Genomic DNA, 24,461 nt, shown 5'->3' on the forward strand with positions numbered 1-24,461 from the left:
TCTTTATCTTTATTATTCTACCAGATCCATTTCCTCCAACAGGTAGCCGGCACCGGCATATTTATCGATCAGGAACAGGACGTAGCGGATATCTACGATAATACTGCGCTGGTAATCCGGCAGGTATTGTATATCACCACCTACACCTTCCCAGTTACGGTCGAAGTTGATACCGATCAGTTCTCCGTTTGCATTCAATACAGGGCTACCCGAGTTTCCTCCGGTACTATGCGTCGTCGCACTGAAAGCGACAGGCATTTTACCATTCGGCATACCGTAGCGGCCAAAATCTTTTGCGGCATACAATTCTTTCAGACGGGCAGGAACAACAAACTCCCAGTTGGTTGAGTCTTCTTTTTCCATCACACCGTCAAGCGTTGTCTGACAACTGTAATAATCGGCATCCCGCGGACTGTATCCTTTCACCTGGCCGTAAGTCAGACGCAGCGAGAAATTGGCATCGGGGAAATTGGCTTTATCCTGATACATAGCCAATAGCCCTTTTACATACATCCGGTGAGCGATGGCATAACCGGCATCAAAATCCGCCAGAGCAGCATTCAGGTCAGACTTTTCTTCCTGCACTGATTTAGCAAACAGGATCATCGGGTCTTCTTCCAGTGCTTTCACGGAAGGGCGCGTTTTAAACTTATCGAAGTTTTCTTCACTACCATAGATAGATTTGTCGAACAGATAATCCACAAAACGGTCTACATCTCCTTTGAACTTCTTGTCGATCAGGGCAAAGTAAGCCGGTTGCGACTTAGCCGGAACCAGCCTGCGATATTCCTTCAACATCACTTTGGCAATCTTCTTGTCCACTTCAGGTGCGTAATCCTTATCGGTAAAACGGTGGTAGGCCATTTCCAGCATACGCACCTGCTTCTGTTGTTCGCTGCGGTCTTTACCTTTCAGGGCTTCGCTGACAGCTTGAATATCCGAAGGTACTTTTGTGAATTCAATACCGCGCAGGATTGCTTCATCCAGCATCCAGCTACGGAAGCGAAGGTCTTTGCGATCGGAAACGATCTGTTCGATCGTCGATAAGGCTTCCGGGTAATCAGACTCGTCATTATCCTGCGACCAGGCAATCAGGCGATCCTGCTCTTCCTTCTTTACCTGCTCGAAGTTACGTTTTTTTATCGCCCAATTGCTACCGATAGCATTTTTGTAAGCATTAGTCGATCCGGCATATTTGCTGGCGTACTGGATACGTACGGAAGGATCTTTCAGCATCTCGTCCAGCATCACTTCCTGACGTAGGTTGCGGATATTGATACGGACTGCATTGTCGATATCACGACGTTCGGCAACCTCCCAGGAGGTATAATACTTGTTTGTACGTCCCGGGAATCCCATCATCATGGCGTAATCGTCTTCTTCCACTCCCTTTATAGAGATCTTGAACCAACGTTTCGGACGAAGGGGAACGTTGGTTTCGGCGTATTCTGCCGGGTTACCGTTGGCATCGGCATAAACACGGAAGACAGAGAAGTCGCCCGTATGACGCGGCCACATCCAGTTGTCAGTATCCGCACCGAACTTACCGATAGAAGAAGGGGGAGCTCCGACCAGGCGGATATCCGAATAGATCTTCTTCGTGAACATATAATATACGTTACCGCCGTAAAAGGCTTTGATCTCCACCTCTGTTCCGGGGTTATCCTGCAGGAACTTTTCGCCGACGCGTGCTTTAGCCAGTCCGTTCAGGTATTTGGGAGAAAGAAAGTTCATACTGTTGGGATCGGTATCTTTCTCGAGTTCCGCTTTCACGTAGTCGGTGACATCTTCTATTTTGTCAATGAAGGTCACGGTCAGTCCCGGGTTGGGAAGTTCCTGGTCGCGGGTGGTTGCCCAAAAGCCGTCGGTCAGGTAATCGTGCTCCAGCGTACTGTGTTGCTGTATCTGCCCGTATCCGCAGTGATGGTTGGTCAATAACAAACCGTCCGGCGATACGATCTCGCCCGTACAACCGCCGCCAAAGATCACGACAGCATCTTTCAGCGAAGCCGAGTCAGGACTGTAAATGTCGTAATCCTGCAGCTTTAATCCTAAAGCCTGCATCTCCGGAAACTTCTGCTGCTTGAGTAAGGGAAGCAACCACATTCCTTCATCCGCCACCGCCGGCAATGACAGAGCGGCAGCCAAAAGGGATAATAAGATTCTCTTCATAGTGTTTTATCGTTTAAATTAGTATTATTTCTTTGCCCAGCCTGTATAGGGTTGTTTGGTAAGCATCGAGTTGTAATATCTCCTGTCACCGCTTACCTCCTCTCCTATCCAGTCCGGTTTTTCAAAAGGCTCGTCTTCGGAAGACAGTTCTATTTCAGCCATGACCAGGCCTTCGTTAGCTCCGTGAAAGACATCGACTTCCCAGATATGCTCCCCTGCACGAACAAGGTGGCGCACTTTATCGATAGCTCCCGGTTCGCAAAGCCTCAGCAATTGTTCGGCATCCGCAAGCGGTATTTCCTGCTCGAACTCGTAACGGCTCAGGCCTTTGTCATCCGAAGGGCCTTTGATAGTGAGGAAACCTTTCTCTCCACGGATGCGGACACGTACCGTGCGGCCGGGCTCGGAACAGATATATCCCTGCACAATGCGCTGGGAACTGTAAACATCTGCAGTGAAGTCGCCTTCGACAATGAACTTTCTTTCTATCTCGGTTGCCATATCTTTTTATTTTCTCCGGTTGTCAGCCGTATTCGGACTACTTGTATTTAGTTTTACCTTTGCAGGAAAGTTGTTGCCGACGCTGTCGGCTATATTGTCGACAGTGTCGTTTATTTAGCCGACAGTGTCGACAAAGCTTTCGACACTGTCGGCAACAGATTTTCTGCAAAGGTAAATAGCATTCATCCGGCACTTAATTGTTATTAATCAGGAGATATCTTTACTTGATCGTTACCATAGTTGCGCCGAATCCGTACTCGCGGAAAGATGCATCCTGATAATAGTGTTGTTTGTATCTCGTTTTCAACTCTTTCTCGATAGCCTTACGAAGTACTCCGTCGCCTTTACCATGGATAAAGACAATCTTCTGTCCTTTATGGTTTGCGTACTTACCGAGAATTTCATGGAACTTATCCAGCTGATACGTCAACATGTCCGCGTTACTCAATCCGTTTGTATTATCCAACAGTTCAGTTATATGCAGGTCGACTTCCAGAATGGCACCGTCAGACTTCTTCTTTACGATCGGCTGCGGGGCATGACGATCTTCACGGGCTTTCTGATACATGGCCTCTTTCAGCTCTGTAGCAGAGATAAGCAGTTCCTTTTCCGGAACGTCGTTACGCACGATAGAATAAACCATAGCGTCTTCTTCAAAGAAATCATTTTCCATAAAGCAATGTTGCTTATAGAACTTGACCGTATCGAGATGCAATTCAACCGAGATGGAATTTTTCAGCGAGTAAGGTTTATCTTTCTTGAAAGCGATCAGCTGCACACATACGCGTTCGAGGTCATTCAACTCTTCTTTGCCGAATTCTTCTATAAATATCTTTGTGTTCGGTTCTACCAGACCGTTGTAACGGCTTATCCAACTATTATTATGACGATTCATATAATTGAAGAACAGGTAGTAGTTGCTATCATTTATGAAATAAGCTTCATAGCCGCTATCCTGTATAACTTTCGATGGTTCAACCGGCAAATAAGCCAGATGGATGTTCAGGCGTTCGCCTTCGGGTGTTTCTTCCACCTTCACCTCTTCCTCTTTGGGCTGGGGTTTCGGCATCGGTTGCTGAACCTGGGGCTGAGGCTGCACACGCGGACGGTTAGAACTATGCACCTGCATCTCGTTATCACCGCCGACAACAACACATTCCCGGATCAGGGCCGGAACTTCAAAGCCGTCTTCGTCTTCCACCAATACCTGATCTTTCCCTTTAAAACTACGTACAATGCCGCCCCCTGTCGTATTCAGGAAACGCACCTTATCACCAACCTTTATATTCATACTTATTTTATCTTTATATTCGTGTCGACAAAGATACTTCATTATACCATAATATCATACAAATTTGTACTTTTGCAGCCGGGTTCGGTAAGATCGTACCCCGTAATAATGAATGCAATGGTCACAAAAACTCAACAGATAAGTATCGAAGATTATAATTATTCGTTGCCCGACGAGCGAATCGCCAAGTTCCCGCTGCCGAAACGGGATGAGTCTAAATTGTTACTCTACCGTAACGGAAAGATTAGCGAAAGTATCTTCAAGCAGATCACGGATTATCTTCCGGAAGGTTCACTGATGGTCTTCAACAATACCCGCGTAATACAAGCTCGGTTACTGTTCCAACGTGCAACGGGAGCGCAGATAGAAGTGTTCTGTCTCGATCCTTCCGAGCCGCACGATTACGAACTGATCTTCCAGGAGACAGCGACTTGCTGCTGGATCTGCCTGATCGGGAATGCGAAGAAATGGAAAGAGCCTTGCCTCAGCCGAGAGATAGAGATCAACGGGGAGAAGATAACACTTCGTGCAGAAAAGGTGCAGAGTTACGGGGAGACGCATCAGATCCGGTTTACGTGGGATGGTGGTTTCAGCTTTGCCGAAGTACTGGATGCTGCGGGAGAACTGCCTATTCCTCCTTACTTGCACCGGAAAACGGAAGAAAGCGATCTGAAGACTTATCAGACAGTCTATTCCAAGATAAAAGGTTCTGTTGCCGCTCCGACAGCCGGACTTCATTTCACCCCCGAAGTCTTAGCTGAGCTGGATGCTAAAGGCTTCAACCGCGAAGAGCTTACGCTGCATGTGGGTGCCGGGACATTCAAGCCGGTGAAGAGTGAGACGATTGAAGGACATGAAATGCATACGGAGTTTATTTCCGTACGCCGCAGCACCATCGAACGGGTGATGCAAAATATCGGTAAGATCATTGCTGTCGGCACGACCTCTGTCCGCACGCTCGAAAGCCTTTATTATATCGGCGTAGCACTGGCCTCCAATCCGGAAGCCACTTCCGACGAACTGGTAGTGAAGCAATGGATGCCCTACAATGAAGAAAACAACCGGCTGACACCTGCCGAAGCTTTACAGAATATTCTGGATTACCTGGACAAGCATCAGCTGAAGACATTGGTTACCGCCACCCAGATTATCATAGCTCCGGGCTATGAATTCAAGATCGTCAAAGGCATTGTCACCAACTTCCACCAGCCTAAAAGCACTCTGCTCCTACTGATCTCCGCCTTTGTCAAAGGCGACTGGAAGAACATCTATGACTATGCACTCGGTCACGATTTCCGTTTTCTGAGTTACGGGGATAGTTCGTTGCTGTTATAATATGATTGAATACAAAGTAAAGGCAATATCCTTTCATTCCATTCGTTATTACTTATTATAAAGAATGTCCGGTGATGAATAAAAAGATTACTCCCTATATACTACTGTTTCTATCTGTATTGCTACTGTTTTCCTGCAAATCAGCCAAGCTGAGTGATGCGGAGGAGAAGCAACGCATTGGTGAATACTTTGAAGCAGCAGCCATCTACCGGAAAGTTTATACAAAGACTTCTCCCCAGAAGCGGGATCTACGCGGATATATTGCCTATCGAATGGCTGAATGCAACCGGCTTATCAACAATACGCCGAGAGCGACAAGTGCCTACATGAATGCACTGCGCTACGACTATCCCGACAGCATTGTAAACCTTCGCCTGGGACAGATGTACCAGAGAAGCGGCAGGTATGCCGAAGCAATCCGCTACTATAACGAGTTCCTGAAACTAAACCCGGAAAGCGAGCTGGCCCTGAACGGTATCAAAGGAAGCGAACTGGCTCCGCAATGGAGACAGAACCCTACCCGTTACACCGTTAAGCGCATGGAGAAATTTAATTCCCGTCGTGGCGAATTCTGCCCGATGTTATTCGGAGAAGCTTACGATCAGCTTTATTTCACCTCTTCCCGTACCCCCAAAGGGGCCGGAAAAGATAAAGAGGAAACGGTCAGTGCCATCACCGGAATAAGAAACAACGACTTCTTCCTGGTCAAGAAAGATGAACAAGGTAACTGGCTGGCTCCTATCGAGCTGGAAGATGAAGTGAACACCGAATTTGATGAAGGAACACCTTCCTTCTCGAAAGACGGCAATACTATGTATTATACCTATTGCGCACAAGATCCGGAAGGCCCGCGTACCTCTGAAATATACGTATCCACCCGCAGCAGTGCCAAATGGGGTAAAGGGACACGCGCCTCTATCGTAAAAGACTCCGTGACCGCCTTAGGGCATCCGTCCGTTTCTCCCGACGGGAAATATCTTTATTATGTATCCGATGCCGTCGGAGGTTTCGGGGGAAAAGATATCTTCCGCTCCAGACTGGTCGGCAGCGACTTTGGCCCGATGGAGAACCTGGGGCCGGAAATCAATACGCCCGGTGACGAAATGTTTCCGTATGTACGCGACTCCGTTACGCTCTACTTTGCATCGAACGGTCATCCGGGTATGGGAGGTCTCGACCTGTTCAAAGCGACACAGGACAGCACCGGCAAGTGGCATGTGGAAAACCTGAAAGCCCCGATTAATTCCATGGGGGATGATTTCGGTATTACCTTCGAAGGGAACAAGGAACGAGGTTTCTTCAGCTCCAACCGCAACGACGCACGCGGTTACGACCACCTCTATTCATTCGAATTGCCGACCATCACGATATTTATCGAAGGACTCGTTTCGGACGTGGATGAATACCCGATCGAAGACGCCACCATACGCATTGTCGGTAAAGATGGCCTGAATGTAAAAGTTCCGGCAAAGAAAGACGGTAGTTACCGGGTGGAGCTGGAACGTGACATTCGCTACGTAATGATGGCCAGTGCACGCGGTTACCTCAACCAGAACTTCGAACTGAAGACAGGTCCGGAAGAAAAGAACGAGACCTATATCGTCGACTTCTACCTCTCTCCGATCAGCAAACCGGTAGTGATCGATAATATCTTCTACGACTTCGACAAAGCGACTTTACGCCCCGAATCGCAAAAGGCATTGGATGAAATGATCAAGATGCTGAACGATAACCCGAATGTAACGATCGAATTGGGAGCGCATACCGACCGTAAGGGAACCGACCAGTATAACGAACGTCTCGCCCAACGGCGTGCCCAGTCGGTTGTCGATTACCTGATCGCCGGAGGTATCGACAAAGAACGCCTCGAAGCCAAAGGATATGGTGAAAGCGTGCCGAAGACAATCAATAAGAAACTGGCAAAAAGTTTCGACTTTTTGAAAGAAGGGGATGTTTTGACGGAAGAGTTTATCCTGACGCTCACTCCTGAACAGCAGGAAATGGCCGATCAGATAAACCGCCGTACAGAGTTTAAGGTACTTCGAACAAACTATAATTTATTCTAACAGCGATTGTTATTCCGTTCTGCTTCGTGCCAGAACTTCGGAGAATGAGATAGGCCAATCTATCGCGTTCATCAATGTTTCGAAGGCAACACGATAGTCGAACGGAACAACCATGTATTCGGAATACAGGTCGCAGACGGCTAAGGCCAGCATCATCTTTGTGTTATAATGCACATTCTTCAAAACCGCTAAACTTGTCAACACAGATGCGTTGCGGGCCATTTCAAAATCCTGTTCCGTCAGGACGATCCTATCCTTCAGCTGTTTATAATGAGGACAATCGGATATAGCAACACTGCCTCCTATACTTTCGGCAATATCCAGTAAAACACAGCAAACAGCAATCCGTTCTTTTTCTTTAGGATTCATATTCTAACTCTGTGCCGCCCCGTTTCCCTCGTTTGGCATTTTATATTATAAAGAAGCGTGGAAACTGCTAATCTATTATTCGGAACTGAGGTATCGCCAAACACCCATCGAACAAATAATAAGACAACAGCCCACGCCCTATTATATACATGAATATATATAACAAGCGTGAGCGTTTAGTTGCCTATTATCCTTGTTCGACTTGAAACTTGGCGATTTTCAGTTCCAAAGATAATATCTTAAACGCTTAACGTTGCCAACTGATGAAGAGCCGAAACTCAATGCCCGGCCAACATGTTGTCGGGGCAAAGATAACGAAAAGCAATAAAATATATTGATTGCAAAGAATTATTAACTACAAAAAAAGGGCACCGTAAACGGTACCCTTTATGCATCAACAGACAGGATAACCCTGTCCTTATATTTTATTTCCTGATTATTCGGCTGTAAACTTATAAATACATTCACTCAAATACTTTTCACCCGGATTCAACACAACGGTTGGAAAGTCTGGATGATTGGGAGTATCGGGATAATGCTGTGTTTCCAGACAGAAAGCTCCGCGATGAGGATACAGGACACCGTGTTTACCGGTATCTTTTCCATCCATAAAGTTTCCTGTATAGAACTGTATACCCGGTTCATTGGTATAGACTTCCAAAGCGATACCGCTGGTCGGAGAATAAGCCTTTGCTGCCAGAACGTTCTTATCGCCGTTTGAATTCAACACCCAGTTATGGTCGTATCCGCGGCCTTTCTGCAATTGATCGAAAGGTTCGTTGATGTGTTTGCCGATAGCCACCGGAGTGCGCAGATCGAGCGGAGTTTCAGCAACGGTGCTTATGCCTGTCGGGATCAGTGTTTCGTCAACCGGAGTATAATTGTCGGCATTGATCATAATCTCCTGATCCAATACATCGGATCCGGGAACACCCGACAGGTTGAAATAGCTGTGGTTGGTAAGGTTCACCACTGTTTTCTTATCGGTAGTAGCTTCATATTTGATACCGACAACATTGTCATCCGTCAAAGTATAAGTTACTTTAATATCCAGATTACCCGGGAAACCGGCTTCTCCGTCCTTCGACAGGTAAGTGAGTTCCAATGCCTGATCGTTCAATTGCTTAGCGTCCCACATGCGGGTGTGGTATCCCAGAGGGCCGCCATGCAGACAATGCATACCGTCATTAGCCGGAAGCGTATATTCTGTTTCATCCAAAGTAAATTTAGCCTGGTTGATACGGTTACCGTAACGTCCGATCAGCGCACCATAGTTACCGTCTGATTTTACATACTGATCTACATTGTCATAACCAAGAACAACATCGGTCATTTTCCCGTTTTTGTCGGGCACCATTACAGAAACCAAGCGGCCGCCATAATTAGTAATGCATGCTTCGGCACCGTTTTTATTCTTCAGCACATATAATGCAGTTGGTTTTCCTTCCACTTCTGACACGAAGTCAGACTTCAATAACCCGGAGAGTGTAGCCTCTTCTCTTTTTTCGGCGCACGACAGCAATAAACACATTGCCATGACAGCCATACATAGTCTCTTCATTTGAAAATTAATAATTTAAAGTGTTTTCATTACAGATGAGGGCAAATATACACTTTTCTTCGAATAATATTGGTTTCGAAGAAGATAAAATGTCAAAACAAAGAAAAACCTCCCCGAAAGGAATTCCGGAGAGGTTTACTTTGGTCTGTTTTTGCTCTTCACAGGGCTAGAACAGAAGAACTTTATTTCATTACTTTAGTATTAATATAGACTCCCTGTTCCCCCTCACGGGGTAATTGAATTGCCATAAAGACAATACACGCAGTCAATTTAGAATTATTTGATTTTAAATAATTACTTATTTCACAATTGCAGGAACTGTAGCTTCACCTTCTACCGATACGTAAACTACGCCTCTAGAAGTTGCGATTGTTGCTTCGCTTGAAGAAATTACAGTATTAGCGATTGTCTGACCAAGTACATTAGTAACAACGACTTTCTTACCTTCAGCACCCTTAACGATTACACCACCGTTGGTTGCTACCACACTGATAGTAGATGTTCCGATTGTTTCGTTAGCTACAGGAGCTTCTTTAACAGCTTCGAAATTAAACTTACCAGCCTGAGACAGATCTGTTACTACTACAGGTACTCCATTGTGCCATCTAACCCAACCCTTCATATCTGGTACTTCAGCGTTGTGTTTGTCAGCAGGAGTTCCTTTCTTATACAATGTTTCCAGATAGAATGCATCACGGTTTGTGTCAACATAACGCAAAGCGAATGTACAATACTGATCTTTAGAGTTGTCAGCCAGGTTGATTTCGTCACCTGTGCTCTTCACTGTTACGATATCACCTTCGTGACGTGCAGGAACAAAACCTAAGCGAGCGAACTTTCTGTTTTCCCAAGTATACTTAGCATCGATAACAGCAGAGTCAGCCAAATGCATCAGGTAATCACCTTCTACTGCATGGTGTGCATGAGTCGGGAAGTTACAGTTCGGATCGAATTCCGGACGAAGTACAAACATATACTGTGATTTAGCTGTGTTATTTCTAACATTTGCTGTATCTACAAACATAGCAGTATTATAAGTACGACCTGCTTCCAGTGAAGACATTGCCAATAATCCGTCGTTTTCATACAGAGTAACTTCCGGGTAATCATTAGAGAATATTTTTACAGTATCGCCATAAGCCAAATTGGATACATAGTTACCAGCAGCAGCTTTCACTACATTCAGCAAGCTGTTTGTATAAACATTTTCTGCAACTGAAGCCAAACCGTTAGCACGCATTGTCAGAGAAGTCTGATCCATTGCCATTCTTACACCAGTAGCTTTAGCGCCTTGTGCAGTAGTCGGCAAATTCTGATCATTCGGATCAACCAAAACATAGTTCTTTCCGGATTCACCGATTTCTTTTACATAGAACTGAGATCTATTGCCAACACCTAGAAGTGTAGTCGTACCATCAGCATTATCCTTTACATACATGTTTGTTAATCTGTATTTACCACCTTCCAGAGTTATATATTTTCTTTCATGGTAACCTGATACCTCTGAAGAGTTGCTGCTAACTTCATCAGAATAGATGTAATAAAGCACTCTTGACAAACCATCTTCAACACCATATTTAACATCATCTTTTGTTACTCTTTCCAGTTTGAAGTTCATAGCTTCACCTTCTTTCATTACCAAGATTGAATCGCTACCCATTGTCAAGCCAAGGTTTACATCCAGAGGAGTAACATATTTGAAAGTAAAGATTGATGTATCAGCTTTTGCTACAGCCTGAGAGATATTCAGGTAACCATTCAAACTTGCTTTCAAAACATTTGACGGAACTTGTTCCAGGCGGATTGTATCTTTTGCTACAGAACCGATTCCCGAACCAATAGTATCAGATACATTGAATGTACCGTAATTAGTATAAACGTTAGGAATATTATTACCGTCTGCATCCTTCACTGCATACCAGTATTGTGTAGACCATTCCTTCTTTGATTCACGGTTCGCAATAGTAAAGAAACCGGCTTTACCATCGATATACCATTGTGCAGAAGGCATTGTTACAAATTTCTGATCTGAATATACCACATTACCATTGTTTGAGCTATTTGTAGCAGTCAGATCCTGATAAGCCCAACCTGCAGCCGGGATCAAAGCAGTTGACTGTTCTTTTGCGTTCTGAATATAGTAGAAGCCAGTAGCAATATTAGCAAAAGTCCACTGTCCAAAACTCTTAGTGCCTTTCATTGATATCTTAGTAAGAGCACCACAAAAACCATCCAATTTAGCTTTTACATCAATTGAATCAGGAACATCTACCGTCAACTCCGAGTGACCAGGAGTCAGATAAACCAACTTAACCATATTGCTCTTGATTGGGCTAAATGTTACTGAATCAGTACATAAGGAAGCCGTATCCAATTTCGATGCTGCTACAAAACCATCATACTTAAGACTATCGATTGCCTGTTTCTGATAAGCCCAAGCTTGTTTCTTATTATTTAAAGAGTCTTTCTCTATAAATGTAATTTGTTGAGCCTGAAGCAATACACGATCAAAAGAAGGTTCATAAACAACCTTGAACAAAGATTGATCCTGGAACTTTGCATAAGCAACCGGAGTCTTTCCTGCAGCAATAGTATCCAATCCTACAGAAGCACCACCTACTCCTAATTTATAGGCATTTTCATTCTTTTCCAGTTTCTTAGCAGCTAACTGCAGATTATATTTATTATTCATTGCTGAATCAAAATAAGCAGTATCGACCATCAATACTCTTACTTGTTTCAAATCAGTCTGATTTTTCTGATAATCAGCATAAGGGATAAACTGAACAAGTGTACTATCAGCAATCGTTGTATCAGGAGCCGCAAAACTCTTGAAGTCAGGAACACTGAATCCCGAACCCTTCTTTAAAGTACTATCTTTTTCCAATGTCCAAGTCCAACCTCTGGCAACCCAAGCCATTTCTGTCAGAATATTCTTTGCATCTTCCGGAACCGGATTTTTTACTTCCGGATCAAAAATGAAATCGATATGTGTAGCATTTTCACCTGTTGCATTTGCTAATTTTGAGTTGATCTGGTCTGCAGTCAAAATAACACGTCCAGCTTCTACAGGTTTCAAGCTAAGTAATGCAGCCGGAGCCGGCAGGTTTGAAGCTTGTTTTTTAATCTTTACTGTATCATCTTTCAATGTCAGATAAACAGATTCTGAAGTACTTGTTGTTGCTTTAATAGGATTAACGCCTAAATCCTTTACATTCGGATTCCATACCCAGTTTGTTACAGTACCTTTGATAAGAGCATCAGCTGTGCTATCAGGAATAGCTACCTGCAAAGGAAGTAAGGTAGCTTTATTTACAAATACATAATTAACTGTACCTGATGTTTTATCCCAACTAGCAGAAATACTCCACAATGTATTATCCAAAGGAGTATTAGCCTTTTTCAGATTGCGCATCATCAAACGGTATTTACCATTGACTTCAGCTTTAGGATCCCAAAGCATAGCGAGTACACTATCTCCTGTACTAACGCTCAATTGGTAAAAGCCATTGCTTTTATAGGCATCATTACCCTCCCCAACTTGCTTCAATTCAACTACGTTTCTACCAACAAACGCAGCAGAACGAGGCATCTTTGGAGAATCCACCTGTGCATTCGCAGTAAACACACCTCCTGCCAGCAATAAGCCAGCCATAAGCGTAGAAAACTTTTTGTTCATAATCAATAAATTTAATATTAATAATAGTGTTACTAAAAACTCCTTTACAGCCCCAGTTCTAAGAGCATATCATATCAAATGACTAGAAATAACGGTCCTTTATTCTCGTCACATTTTAGAGAGAGTTATGTATTTGTCATAAAAAGAAGGAATTTCATACTAATCTTTCTATACAGTTGATAAGAAAGCATATAGGTGAGGAAAAAAAAGAATCAAAAGGATTGCAGGTTTAAAACTTATGAGTACTTTTGTTGACGAGAATAAACGACCGTTATTTATAGTCATACACTTTTCGCCTGTTATTCCTGTTTTTCAATATTTAATACAGCTTTATAACCTCTTTCGCATATAGGAAAATGTGCTATATATAATAATGTACGTGCGTACATTAAATATACTATATCTTTTAATAAGGAACTGTTTTCCAAAGGCTTTATGGCGGAGTCTCTTGTTATGGGGAGGACTAAGCAGTTTGGTCAGTATTTCCAAGGTTTTAAGATAGGACAATTAATGGCTTTTCTCAGGAGTTTTATAAAAGAAAGGCATACATTACGAATATGTAACAAATACTTTACTTTTATGTAAGGCGAGCCTTACTCAATCGTAACAGAAGCCTTACTTTTAAAAATATCAGTACTTTGTGGCTTAGATATTACATACTTTGACCTTAAAGGTAAGGACGTTTCGACTTAATGGTTACGTTGTTAATATAAAAAAGATTAAGGGAGTCTATAAGCAAAATAAAAGAAGCCGTCCCGAGCAATGCACGGAACAGCTTCTTTGTATGCAATTCATTCCCTAAAAAGGAAAGGGAACCAAACAGAGTTACTTCTTAATAATACGGACAGTCTTCGCTTCGCCGTTATCCAGAACGATACGAACCAGATAGTAACCGCTACGCAACTGGCTCAGGTCGATTACCTGTTCCGGTTTGTTGATAACCTTCTGTATTCTGCCAGCTGCATCGATCACGATGATGGCATCTACAGGAGATTCGGAAACTACTGTTGCATTATTTTCTACCAAAGTAGGATACAAACCTACGCCTTGCAAGGTGATCGATTCGTTGCCTACCGCACCCAGCTTCACATTGAAGGTAACAGAGTCACGGTATGCCAAATGGTTGGTCGACTCAGGAACTGTAATGTACAACTTGGTTATACCTTCGTTCTTACCGATCACATGCACGCCTTCGATATGGTTTCTCGTGCCTGCGACAACAATGTTTTCAAGCGTATAAACGATCGTTGCCGAAGATTTACAGGAAGCATACAGCAGGACAGAGTCGCCAACGGCAATCGATGTAGACTCGACAGACCATTCTAGTCCGGGATCCGCCTTTGCAATGTTCAATTTACCCGGAGCCAGGGTAACGGCATAGTTGTCTTCTTCCGCGCTCAGACAGTCGATGATCAGGTCGTAAGAACCTGCATTAACAGGATTCACGGCGGTCTTCACTGTGTAAATGAAGTTGAGAACATCCGGGTTGTCGTTGCCTACAAAGCCGGTATATACCGGTTTCAGTTCGGGTATCTCATCACCATAAACGATATTTACCGTGCCGGCACTGATTGTCAGCTGTGCTTTCGAAACAGTCAGGGTTCCGGTTCCGCCTACGATAGTGTAGTTGGCACCCGGATCACCGCCTTCGATATACAGGGTGTAATTTCCTGCGCCGGTTATTGTTCCTGCTACTTTTACAACAGGGGCAGATGCGGCTTTGAAGTCGTCGCTGCCGATAAAGCCGGAATAAGTATATTCGAATGACTCAGGTATCGTTTCGCCATAAGCGATCAATGCGTCTTTCGGTTTCACCGTTACTTCACGAGGTTTGATCTGCATCTTTTCTTTGCGGACAAGCAGGTCGGAACCGTTATGTTTCACGAAGATGGAGATGTTGTAGATACCAGCGTTAACAGGCAGTTCCGGATCACCGTTGTAAGTAATGATCGGAGTATATGTCTGGATACCCTTCAGGTCGGTCAGCTTCACATCGGCTTCTTTGCCGGTTCCGTCGTAATCGAATACCATGTTACCCAGGATCACGTTGAAGTCTGCTTCATTCTTCAGACGCAAGACTTTGAATACTTCCGATTTCAAAGCTTCTTCCTGTCCGGACTCTGCATTGTAGCGGGCAGTGATCGTTACGCCTTCGTCGCCTGTCAATGCTTTCGCACGCAGATACCAGATGCTTTCTACTTTTTCAACCTGGATCAATGCCGGGTTGGATGATTCGTAAACGATCTGGGAACCTTCGGCTATTACGGTCGATCCCTGTTTAACGACTGCATTCAGACGCACAAGGTCGCCCACGATCAACTCGTTCTGTATCGGTGTCCAAACCATTACATAGCTATTATCCGGATATACCTGATAGCGGGCTTTGCCTACGATGGTGATTTCGTAGTTCGGATTTACCTTGTTGAGCTCGGTAATACCGGTCAGTTCGTACGTACCTACAGGCAGAACTCCAGCCGGACGGTTGTTGATAGCCAGGTTCTTGATACGGTTGCCGACAGTAACGGTAGCCGTTGAGTCGAGACTGTTGGCCGATTCATCCAGCTTGAAACCTTCGTAAGAGATAAACTCTTTCTGGATTTCAGCTTTGTTGAATTCAGGATCAGCCGAACCGAAAGCACGTTTGATGGTATCCAGACGGATGATCAGCGGAGCCTTCGCTACTTCCAAACGTACACTGTCGTTCGTCATGGTTCCCGGCACCAGGGTGTTCATGTTCAGTTTATAGTTACGATCCTTCGCTTTATATGGCGGCTCGATTGTCAGATCTTCAGTGATAACCTTGATATGCAAGGTATCGTTGTAAGTTCCTGCGTGAAGGGTATTATCGGCAGCAACCGGCTTAACGACTACTTTCGGCATAAAGTCGATAATGTCGTCAGGAGTAGTTGTTGTCTGATATTTGACATCGAAGCTGGCGAGGCCGCGTTTCTTTTCGGCATCGTTCGGTTCGAATGTCCAGGTCGTATCTTTATCGGCTTCACCATATACGCGGTCTACGATTACTTTCCAGATGGCCAGCGGACGCTGGTTAATCAGGAAGGTTCCGTCGACCGTTTTGAAAGCGTAGTTCAGAGAAGATACTTTGTCTGCATTATCCACCTTGGCGACATACAGGCTGTCTTCTTTCTGGTTCGGTTTCTCACGCTTCAGGTTCACTTCGGTCTTTTCGGTAGCCTTGCGTCCTTCATAATCGAAGTATCCGGCAAGCGGAGCGACTTTGAAACCTCTGTCGCCTTCGGCTGTTGCAGAGATATAATTCACAGCCTCAGCTGCTTTCGAGAAAGCATAGGAAGGAGCCGAAGCAGCCGGTTTTTCCGCTCTCTTCTTCAACCAGAAGTAGCCGTCGGGATTCGGTTCACCATAGATTTTCTGCATAACCTTTACATTCTTATCGGCGACAGGGACTTCCTGGTAAGCATCGAACACAGTGATTGTGATCGTATCCTTCTTTACTTCGTATTTACCGGCAGCGACAGCTTCGATATCATAATTCGACAAGCGATAGGCCACCTGGTTTACCGCTGCGGCAGTCAGTTCGTAGCTGTAGGTTCCGACATCGCTCTTCGGTTTGTTCACCTGAGCAGAGATAGCCGTGTGAGACACTGCCAGATCGTCTCCCCGGAACAAACTTTCCAGTGTCTGATCGTTTTTCAATATGCCTTCAGTAATAACAAGTTTACTGCCAGGTACTGTTGCGATATTTGCATCGTCATACAAACGGGCACTGTCGGGAACAGCCAATCTCAACGGAGACTTCTTAACTGTCAACAAGCCTCTGTCCGGCCAAAGATCAGACCAGATTTGCAAGTCAAGCGTATAGTTGGCAGCCTGTCCGCCACTTAACCCGATCACATAAGTTCCGGGCAAAGAAGTTTTGTCTGCTCCGCCATAAGTCACGTCTGGCAATACATTTACCTGTGAGTTCACAAAGATATCTTTCGTATCTCCATTCACGAATCCGGTAAACACAAAGTCATCAACGGACCAGGGTGTAGTCGGGTTTTCATCACCGTAGAAACGGCTAGTATCGCGGGCAGCAATAGACAATGACGCTTTTTTCACATCCAGTGGACGAGTTAGTCCGGCACCAACACGATTGCTGACAAAGAAAACAAAAGAAGAATTGTCAAAGGAAAAATAATCCGATAGATTATCTAATGCAAAACCTACCGTCTGCCCTCCGTTTACGATTGGTGTCGCAGAGAAACTCAAGAAATCTTTAGCATCTTTATCCTGTTTGAACTGTACTCCATTATTTATGGAAGGCAGCTGGACATCCATCTTCTGACCTTCGCCAACAGTAAGTGACATTGTATATGTGAAACTGGCTTCTGTCAAGCCGGAAACTTCCACAACCGAACCCAAGTCCTGACCATAAGTCATTTCAACCGGATCGTTAGCTGCGAAACTTACGTATATGGTATCAGGTACTGATATCTGTGCCTGCACGATACCGCCTGAAACAAGCATCAGGGGAAGCAGCATAAGCTGCTTCCTCGATGTGAATATTGATTTAATATATTTCTTCATACTAAATTAGTTTTACAGGTTACTTCTTAATGATCTTCACTGATTTGAAGGTTCCGTCTTCCAATGTTACATTGAGCAGATAGATACCTGATCCAAATGACGACAGATCAAGAACAGATCCCGGTTTACGAATAACTTTCTGCAGTGTTCCGTTCATCGACAGCAGTTCAACCTGCTTGATTTCAGACGGAGCAGCAACTGTTACGGTGTTGGTAAACAGTCTCGGATATACATCGATCTGATCCGCCACGACAAGATTCTCATTGCCAACCGACAGATATTCGTCGTCCACAAGGAAAGTCACCACCACCGGTTCAGCCGCGTTATAGTTATTGTTACCATGCTGCATAGCTGTTACCGTTACTGTACCGGAAGTAACCGGAGTCAGTATCCACGCATCGCCGATTTGGTTCACATAAGCAACAGCGTCATTAGACGAATTGAATGTAACCGGAAGTTTACTTGAAGCGGACGCTGTAAGAATCACATCACCGCCTTCTACATCTATTGCAGTTTCCGGACTCCAACTGATCTTCTGGGTAGCCGGAACGATTACATACTTACCGGCGGTATAAGTAACCTCGTAGTTATCGGAAATGTAGTTATCAGCGAATGTGATCGGATAAGATCCGGCATCGGAAGTACGTGTAACAGTAGAACTGATACGCGGAGCAAAGCCGAGGTCTTTCAAAGTTTCACCATTCACGAAACCTGTAGCCGTATAGGTCAGTTCTTCCAGATCCTTACCATAAACTGTTTCTTTGTCATCGGCCTGGATAGACAGAGCCGCCTTGCTTACATTCAGTAAACCGGAAACATAAGTAATTACATAGTTGCGACCGAAGTCCTGAGCAGAATACGGAGTCAGCTTATAAGAACCGGCCTTACCGTTATATGCTTCTACACGAACAACCGGAGCCTGTCCAATCAGGAAGTCTTCGCCGTTCAGGAAGTCGTTCTTATTATAATCGTAAGCATTCGCATAAGCAGGCATTGCATCGCCATACTTGATATCGAAACTGCGGGCAGTTACGACAACCGGCTTCGGAGCGATCACCATCTTGTTCTTAGCTATGTAAGAATAAGTAACCGAACCGAGTGTAGCCTTCACCGTTACGGTATATACACCAGCGTCTGTCGGAGCATCCTGGGTAGAAGGATAAAGCGTCGGAACAGATCCCAACTGGTCGCCTTCGTAATATATGCTGAAGTCTTTCACAGCCTCACCAGTTTCCACGTCGGTTACCTTCACGCTTACAGCTCTCGGGTTACTGTCGTAAATGCTGGTTACATTAGAGATGATCACATTTACTTTGGCTGCATCACCTTCCGGAGCGATCACCTTGATCGTTCCTGTTACAGGAGTCGCATCTTCGTATGTATCGTCGCCATCGGCAAATACGGTGATGGTCACATAGTTGTCACCTTCCGTACGTACATTACCGGTTACGGCATAAACGCCTTTCGCTGTTTCAGACAGGATCACGCGTTCGCGATCGTTGCCCGACAGTTCGTAACGGATATCGTAGATAGACGGTTTACCGTCGGCTTCCGATTTCAGGTAAGCGGATAATTCAACTGTTTCACCAACCGGGATAACCAGATTGCGCTGATCTTCCGGCCATATGATGGTACGGCGGATCTTATCGATCGACAAGGTTCCGTTCTCGTGAGTTATTGCATAATTACGTGCTTCTCCTTCTACCGTGAAGTAGATATCGTATGTACCGCGTGAATCAGATTTAGCATCTGTCGCAATCTTCGGCATCACAGAGAATACATCTGCCAGGTTTTCATATTCATTATTCTTCAGACCGATGTACTCGATTTCAAGATCCGGATTACCACCTCCGTACGGACGATTGTAGCTGCATGCCCGTACTGTCAGCGGAGCCTTTGTTATCGTCAGGCCGGCGTTGACAAGAGTAGCGGCTGAAATATCGAAGTTCGGAAGCAATGCAGCGATCTGTGCAGCAGCCGAAGATGTAAAGCGCAGTTCGTATGTACCGACGTCTGTCTTCTTATTAACTCCTGACAGGTCGAGCCAGCTTGTACGGTTCACTTTATCTGCATTCAGCAATTTGCTGATCTCTGCCTGGAAAGCATCGGATAACTGGCCTGAAACTTCTGCGTATACATCTGCATCTGTCGCTTCTTCGCCATATTCGCGTGTAACGGATACTTTAACCGTTAAGTCGGTTGCTGTCAGCGGAGCCGGAGTAACAGTTACTTTAGCATTTGTTTCACTTGCTGCAAACTTAACACCGATAACCGGAGTAAACAGCTCTTTCGCCATTGCATCGATTGCACGGATCTGGTAGTCGCCTACCGGAGCTGCCGCTTCATAAACGTCTGTATCGAGAGGATCAACTGTTTCAAACAGATCGATCACATTCTTTTCCGCCAGCAATTTCGCTGCATTCAACTTGGGTTCGGTAGCAAAGTTAAGAGCAACTTTCAGGTCTGCCGCCTTCGTTACTTCCGTGCCGTATACTTTTGTATAAGCGTCTTTGGCTGCTTTCACTTCTACTGTAGCCGGAGTAACTTTCAGGTTAGCCAGATCAGCATCCAGCTGGATTTCGAAGTTACCGATAGCAGCTTTTAATGTCGAAGCATCGATGATACGAAGTTTATAATTACCCTGAGTTACATTGTTCTGCACAGAGTCGATCAGGACACTGTTCAATGTATTACCGTGGAACTGTAGTTTATTGTTACGGTACAATGCCCAATGCAGTTTATCGGAACTGAACAATTTGTTCCAACGTGCAGCTGTCATGGCCGGTGTCGGGTTTTCAGGATCTTCCTTAATAGAGACCAGACTAAAGCCGTAATCACTGGCTGCCAGTGTCAGGTTAGTCAGTTCGTATACCGGCTTACCGGCAACGATCGTCCAAACACCTTCCAGCTTTTCTTCACTGAATGTCACAACGACACCCGGAGCAACCACCTTCACTGCCTTGACAGCAGTTACGACATCCGTTCCCGGACCGTCGGTAACTTCAGCTCCTTCGATATGATAAACGAAGGTATAATCGGCAGAGGTCAGTTGGACTGTATAGTCATAGTCGCCAATTACAGGATTGTTCTTATCTAATTGCGCCTTGGTTGTTACCAGACCCACTGTCAATGTGTAATCGCTCTTGATTTTTGCACCATTCAAAGCAACGATATCATCATAGATGATCTGTTCTATCTCATCTTTTGTCGCTTTACCGAACGTGAATGCAGCTTTTGCAGCTGTTTCTTCTTCGGCTGTAGCGGCCAGATAAGTAGGCAGCGTGATAGTGAGTTTACGCTGACCGATCTGTACAGAGTTTTGTACATTATGGAAGTTACTGCCGAATTGGTTATCGAGCAGGAAGTTCGACAACAGGTTCGGATCGAGCACGTCCACTCTGTAACCGTAATCACCGTTCTTCGGCATCGTTTCTGTTTCTTCTGCAGTACAATCGGCAGTTGTCAGCATTACCTTGAACAGGTCTGCCGGATTTTCGAAACATGTATATGCGCTTAGCAAACCTTCGTTAGCAGCCAGGAACTGACTGAGGATATCCGCTTCGATGGCCGCTTTACGTTTTCCATAACGATACGTGATATCCGTCGGGAATGTAAAGACAACCGGAGCTTTGCCCACAACCAGTGTCTTCGGACCTGTTTCTCTTATTTCGATATTATCCGTTACCTTTTGAACGAATGCTACCGAGTAAGTATAAGTCTTAGCTGCTGTTGTTCCTTCTTCTTCTATATTATTGATAGTAACTGTAAAGCTCTTCAGAGGTTTAATGCCGGTCTTAGATACCAGTTCGAAGAACTCTTCGTTTGCCGGATCTTCCAGCACCGCTTTCTTCACAGAGTCGAGCAAAGCGACTTTCGTATTGATGTCATTGTAAGTAACATTCACTTCCGGTAAAGTAAGCGTACGTTTCGCTTTTACTATACGGAGAGCCAGTTTGGCAATCACATCATTACCGTTTTTAGTCAGATGGATGCTGGACGGAGCCGTATAATTTAATGTATAGTATTCCGAGAACTGAGTATTTGCACCCGTAACCACTTCGTAACCATACAAGTCGGAAACCTGCGGATAGCTTTCGCCGGCAATACGTACCGGAACGTCTCCTGTTGAAGTCTCGTTGTTGATCAGATAGGTCTTCACGCCCCAGTTATTCAGGTCGGGAACCGTTACACGGTCAGCACCCGGAGTCAGTATGAAGTCATCCAACAGATCCTGTGCATACTCGTCGGCGGTTTGTCCGAACGGACGTTCCCACAGAGGCAGTTGCACATTGATCGGCAGCGGGTATTCCGCCAGTGACTGACCGTCATCGGTCAACCGCACGGAACGAAGATAAGTAGCCGTCGTATAACCGAACAATTCTATCGGGATGATAACTCCTCCATCCTCATTCGTCACATCGATTTTCTGAATATTATCATTCGGATTGAATACCACTGTATAAGAGTAAATATCTCTACCTATTGCCGGTACCAATGTTACGCTGGAGATATAAGCCCCCTTCATATCCGGGTTCTTCAAAAGCAGGTCGGCCAGGATCGCTTTTTCGATCATGTCATCAGATGCACCTTCTCTCTTGAACTCATACTTATAAAGTTTCACTTTTGCTATCGGACGCGGAGTGATGTTTACAATACCTTCAAATGTGGTAGAGCTATGCGGTTGTCCGTTAACGGTTACTTCCGAGAAGAGAACATCCAGATCCGAACTCAACGTTACCCGGTAAGTCGCACGACCCATATTTTCTCTGATCCGGGTATCGGTAATCTGTACATTCGTTATGTACTCTGCAATGTACGGATTTGCCAGATAGATATATTCGCGTACCTTGTCTGCAACCTGCGTACGGGTCATATCTTTCACATATTGAACGGTATATTCACCGAATGTGAAATCGATCGTCGGACGAGGAACGATGGCAATACTCTTCGAGTAAGTGATCTCGATAGTCGTACCCTTATCGATGACATTGATCCGTTGGTTGGCAGGAGCTTCTATTTCCTGCAAGGTGGCACTCTTCGTAATAATGATCTTATAACCGAACGAATCATCCGTTTCTGCTATCGCATTCTTATTACCCAGATCGTTATTGATCAGGCGGACTACAAATGTTTCATTACCCAAAATTCCTGCATTACGAACCAACAAGTCGCTCTTGATACGGCGGATCACCGCATTCGGAAGCATATCTTTTTCATAAGCGATCTGATAGTTGCCCGGATAAACCAGGGAATGTGTAGTCGGCAATGTGGTTACAAACAACAAGGAGTTATTGAATGTACAAACATTGCCGTTGACTGTCAGATTAGTAGATGAGACATTACCATTTGTTACGAAGTTCAGATCTGTCTTTGTCAGGTCGCCCTGTACAGTCACTTTATATCCCAATAAACTGTTGTCTGCCATACCGGAAGAAACGGTTCCACCGGTCACCTCAACCTGAGGAACCAGACTCTGGTCTACCATATCCGGATTGATATCCTGGATCAGTCGTTTCAGCATGGTAGCCACTGCCGCGTTATCAGTATAATCGCCTATATGGATCGGACTAGCAACGAAGTCTGGCAATTTAACCGACAATGTATTCTTTTCTATAGAAATCGCATTTACGATATCATAACTATGCTGCTGTGTATTAAAGGAAATCGTAGCCCCTCCTACACTGGCCGATACATTATTGCCCTTGCCGTAATTCGGCAGAAGCACTACCCGGTAGCTATATACCGCTCCCGGAGTCAGTCTGCCGGCTGTTACTTCATTACTGAAATTAGTATCGGAATAAACTTTTATCTCAGAGATAAAGTCGGAAGGATTAATGTTGTTACCGATCAGATTCTTCGCCCTGTTCAGATTTGTATTGGCTGCCATCTTACCCAGGCCGCCTACACCTTCTGCAAAAACAGGAAATACTGTGTTGTTGATCGGTTTTTCTTTTACTTTCAGCTTCACTGTCGAGATATAGGAACCGGCAGCCAGCTGTGTACAGTTACTGAGAGAAGGATTAAAGGCAAACTGCTCTGTCGGGGGGAACGTCAGTTGTACGTCGTATTCTCCTGCATCCAGGCTATTATTGCCTGTATATTGTATCGACAAACCGTCTTTAACCAGGAAAACCGAAGCATCAGCAAATGATACCCCGGACATACCTGATACCTGTATTTTGGTATTCAGATCACTAATAGGTGTTCCATAAACATAATTCCCCCAGTTTGCCGGGAAATTCAGATTACCGATAGCCTGCCGGGCTTTGATCTCGACGGCATTTGTTACCACTACCTGCTCATGGTCAAGTGTACCGAAAAGAGTGGCTGGAGTTATATTTCCTGTTCCGATCGCCCGTTCAAAATTCAACGTAACGACACCGGAGGAAGTCACTTTAAAAGTATAATTATAACTTCCTGCTACCAAATCACCAGTCTGGTCGCCGCCTGCCCCTCTGATAGTGACATCGGATATCGTTGCTGTCTGATCACTCTGATCGACAACATCCTGCAATAAACTTTGGATATGGGATTTCAACTGCTCTGCATTTGCGTTACTGGTTCCTTCATAAACTGACAGGACATCTTTTACGGGGACATAAATGTCTGCTGCAACTGCTTGTGTGATATACCCTCCCAATAATAGTACGAATATAAGTAGTCGCCTACTCACATCGATCAAGTATACTTTTTTCATACACAATTATTTTAATTAGTTTATACTTCAATCAATAGCCAGTGAGTGCTTATAATCAAGTTGTATAACATAAATACAAACCCTGACAAAAAACTTAGTCAGGGTTTGTATCCGCTTTCATTCTTCACAGAGCTAGGCGGAAGAATTTATATTTCATTACTTTAGTATTAATACCCGCCTTTTCGCCTTCACAGGTTAATTGGTGTCAGGTAGAGACGCTGCAAGCAACGTCTCTACAT

At 44.7% G+C, this 24,461-nt stretch carries 10 protein-coding genes; 2 read left to right on the plus strand and 8 right to left on the minus strand.

The features are described from left to right. Positions 1-12: 12 nt before the first annotated feature. The 3 genes from QZ076_RS06615 to QZ076_RS06625 form a co-directional block, all read right to left on the minus strand. Entirely contained in the window at positions 13-2,172 is a 2,160-nt protein-coding gene (locus QZ076_RS06615) for a S46 family peptidase (RefSeq protein ID WP_293711516.1), read from the minus strand. 24 nt (positions 2,173-2,196) lie between these two features. Continuing rightward, a complete protein-coding gene (locus QZ076_RS06620; protein ID WP_293711519.1) occupies positions 2,197-2,673 on the minus strand; it encodes a CYTH domain-containing protein in 477 nt (158 codons plus the stop codon). 220 nt (positions 2,674-2,893) lie between these two features. Next, the gene (locus QZ076_RS06625) at positions 2,894-3,964 is read right to left on the minus strand and encodes a DUF2027 domain-containing protein (protein WP_293711521.1); all 1,071 of its coding nucleotides are present in this window, start codon (positions 3,962-3,964) and stop codon (positions 2,894-2,896) included. A 117-nt stretch (positions 3,965-4,081) separates the two neighbouring features. Here QZ076_RS06625 and QZ076_RS06630 point away from each other — a divergent pair, with 117 nt between their 5' ends. Both QZ076_RS06630 and QZ076_RS06635 read left to right on the plus strand, forming a co-directional pair. Further along, the gene (locus QZ076_RS06630; RefSeq protein WP_293711524.1) at positions 4,082-5,299 is read left to right on the plus strand and encodes an S-adenosylmethionine:tRNA ribosyltransferase-isomerase; all 1,218 of its coding nucleotides are present in this window, start codon (positions 4,082-4,084) and stop codon (positions 5,297-5,299) included. Positions 5,300-5,373: 74 nt separating this feature from the next. After that, entirely contained in the window at positions 5,374-7,365 is a 1,992-nt protein-coding gene (locus QZ076_RS06635) for an OmpA family protein (protein ID WP_293711527.1), read from the plus strand. A gap of 9 nt (positions 7,366-7,374) precedes the next feature. Here QZ076_RS06635 and QZ076_RS06640 read toward each other — a convergent pair whose 3' ends face one another. The 5 genes from QZ076_RS06640 to QZ076_RS06660 form a co-directional block, all read right to left on the minus strand. Continuing rightward, entirely contained in the window at positions 7,375-7,734 is a 360-nt protein-coding gene (locus QZ076_RS06640; protein WP_129729506.1) for a hypothetical protein, read from the minus strand. Between the two features lie 436 nt (positions 7,735-8,170). After that, on the minus strand, positions 8,171-9,295 hold the full coding sequence (locus tag QZ076_RS06645) for an aldose epimerase family protein (protein ID WP_293711530.1): 1,125 nt from the start codon (positions 9,293-9,295) through the stop codon (positions 8,171-8,173). Between the two features lie 298 nt (positions 9,296-9,593). Then, positions 9,594-12,974, minus strand: a complete 3,381-nt coding sequence (locus QZ076_RS06650) for a DUF6383 domain-containing protein (RefSeq protein WP_293711533.1) — start codon at positions 12,972-12,974, stop codon at positions 9,594-9,596. An 825-nt stretch (positions 12,975-13,799) separates the two neighbouring features. Continuing rightward, positions 13,800-17,525 (minus strand): MBG domain-containing protein, encoded by a 3,726-nt coding sequence (locus tag QZ076_RS06655; RefSeq protein ID WP_293711536.1) that lies wholly within the window; start codon positions 17,523-17,525, stop codon positions 13,800-13,802. 19 nt (positions 17,526-17,544) lie between these two features. Continuing rightward, positions 17,545-24,222 carry an MBG domain-containing protein gene (locus QZ076_RS06660; RefSeq protein ID WP_293711539.1) on the minus strand — a complete coding sequence of 2,226 codons (6,678 nt, stop codon included), beginning with the start codon at positions 24,220-24,222 and terminating at the stop codon, positions 17,545-17,547. Positions 24,223-24,461 lie beyond the last annotated feature (239 nt).

The organism is uncultured Parabacteroides sp., assembly GCF_905196875.1.
Lineage (GTDB): Bacteria > Bacteroidota > Bacteroidia > Bacteroidales > Tannerellaceae > Parabacteroides.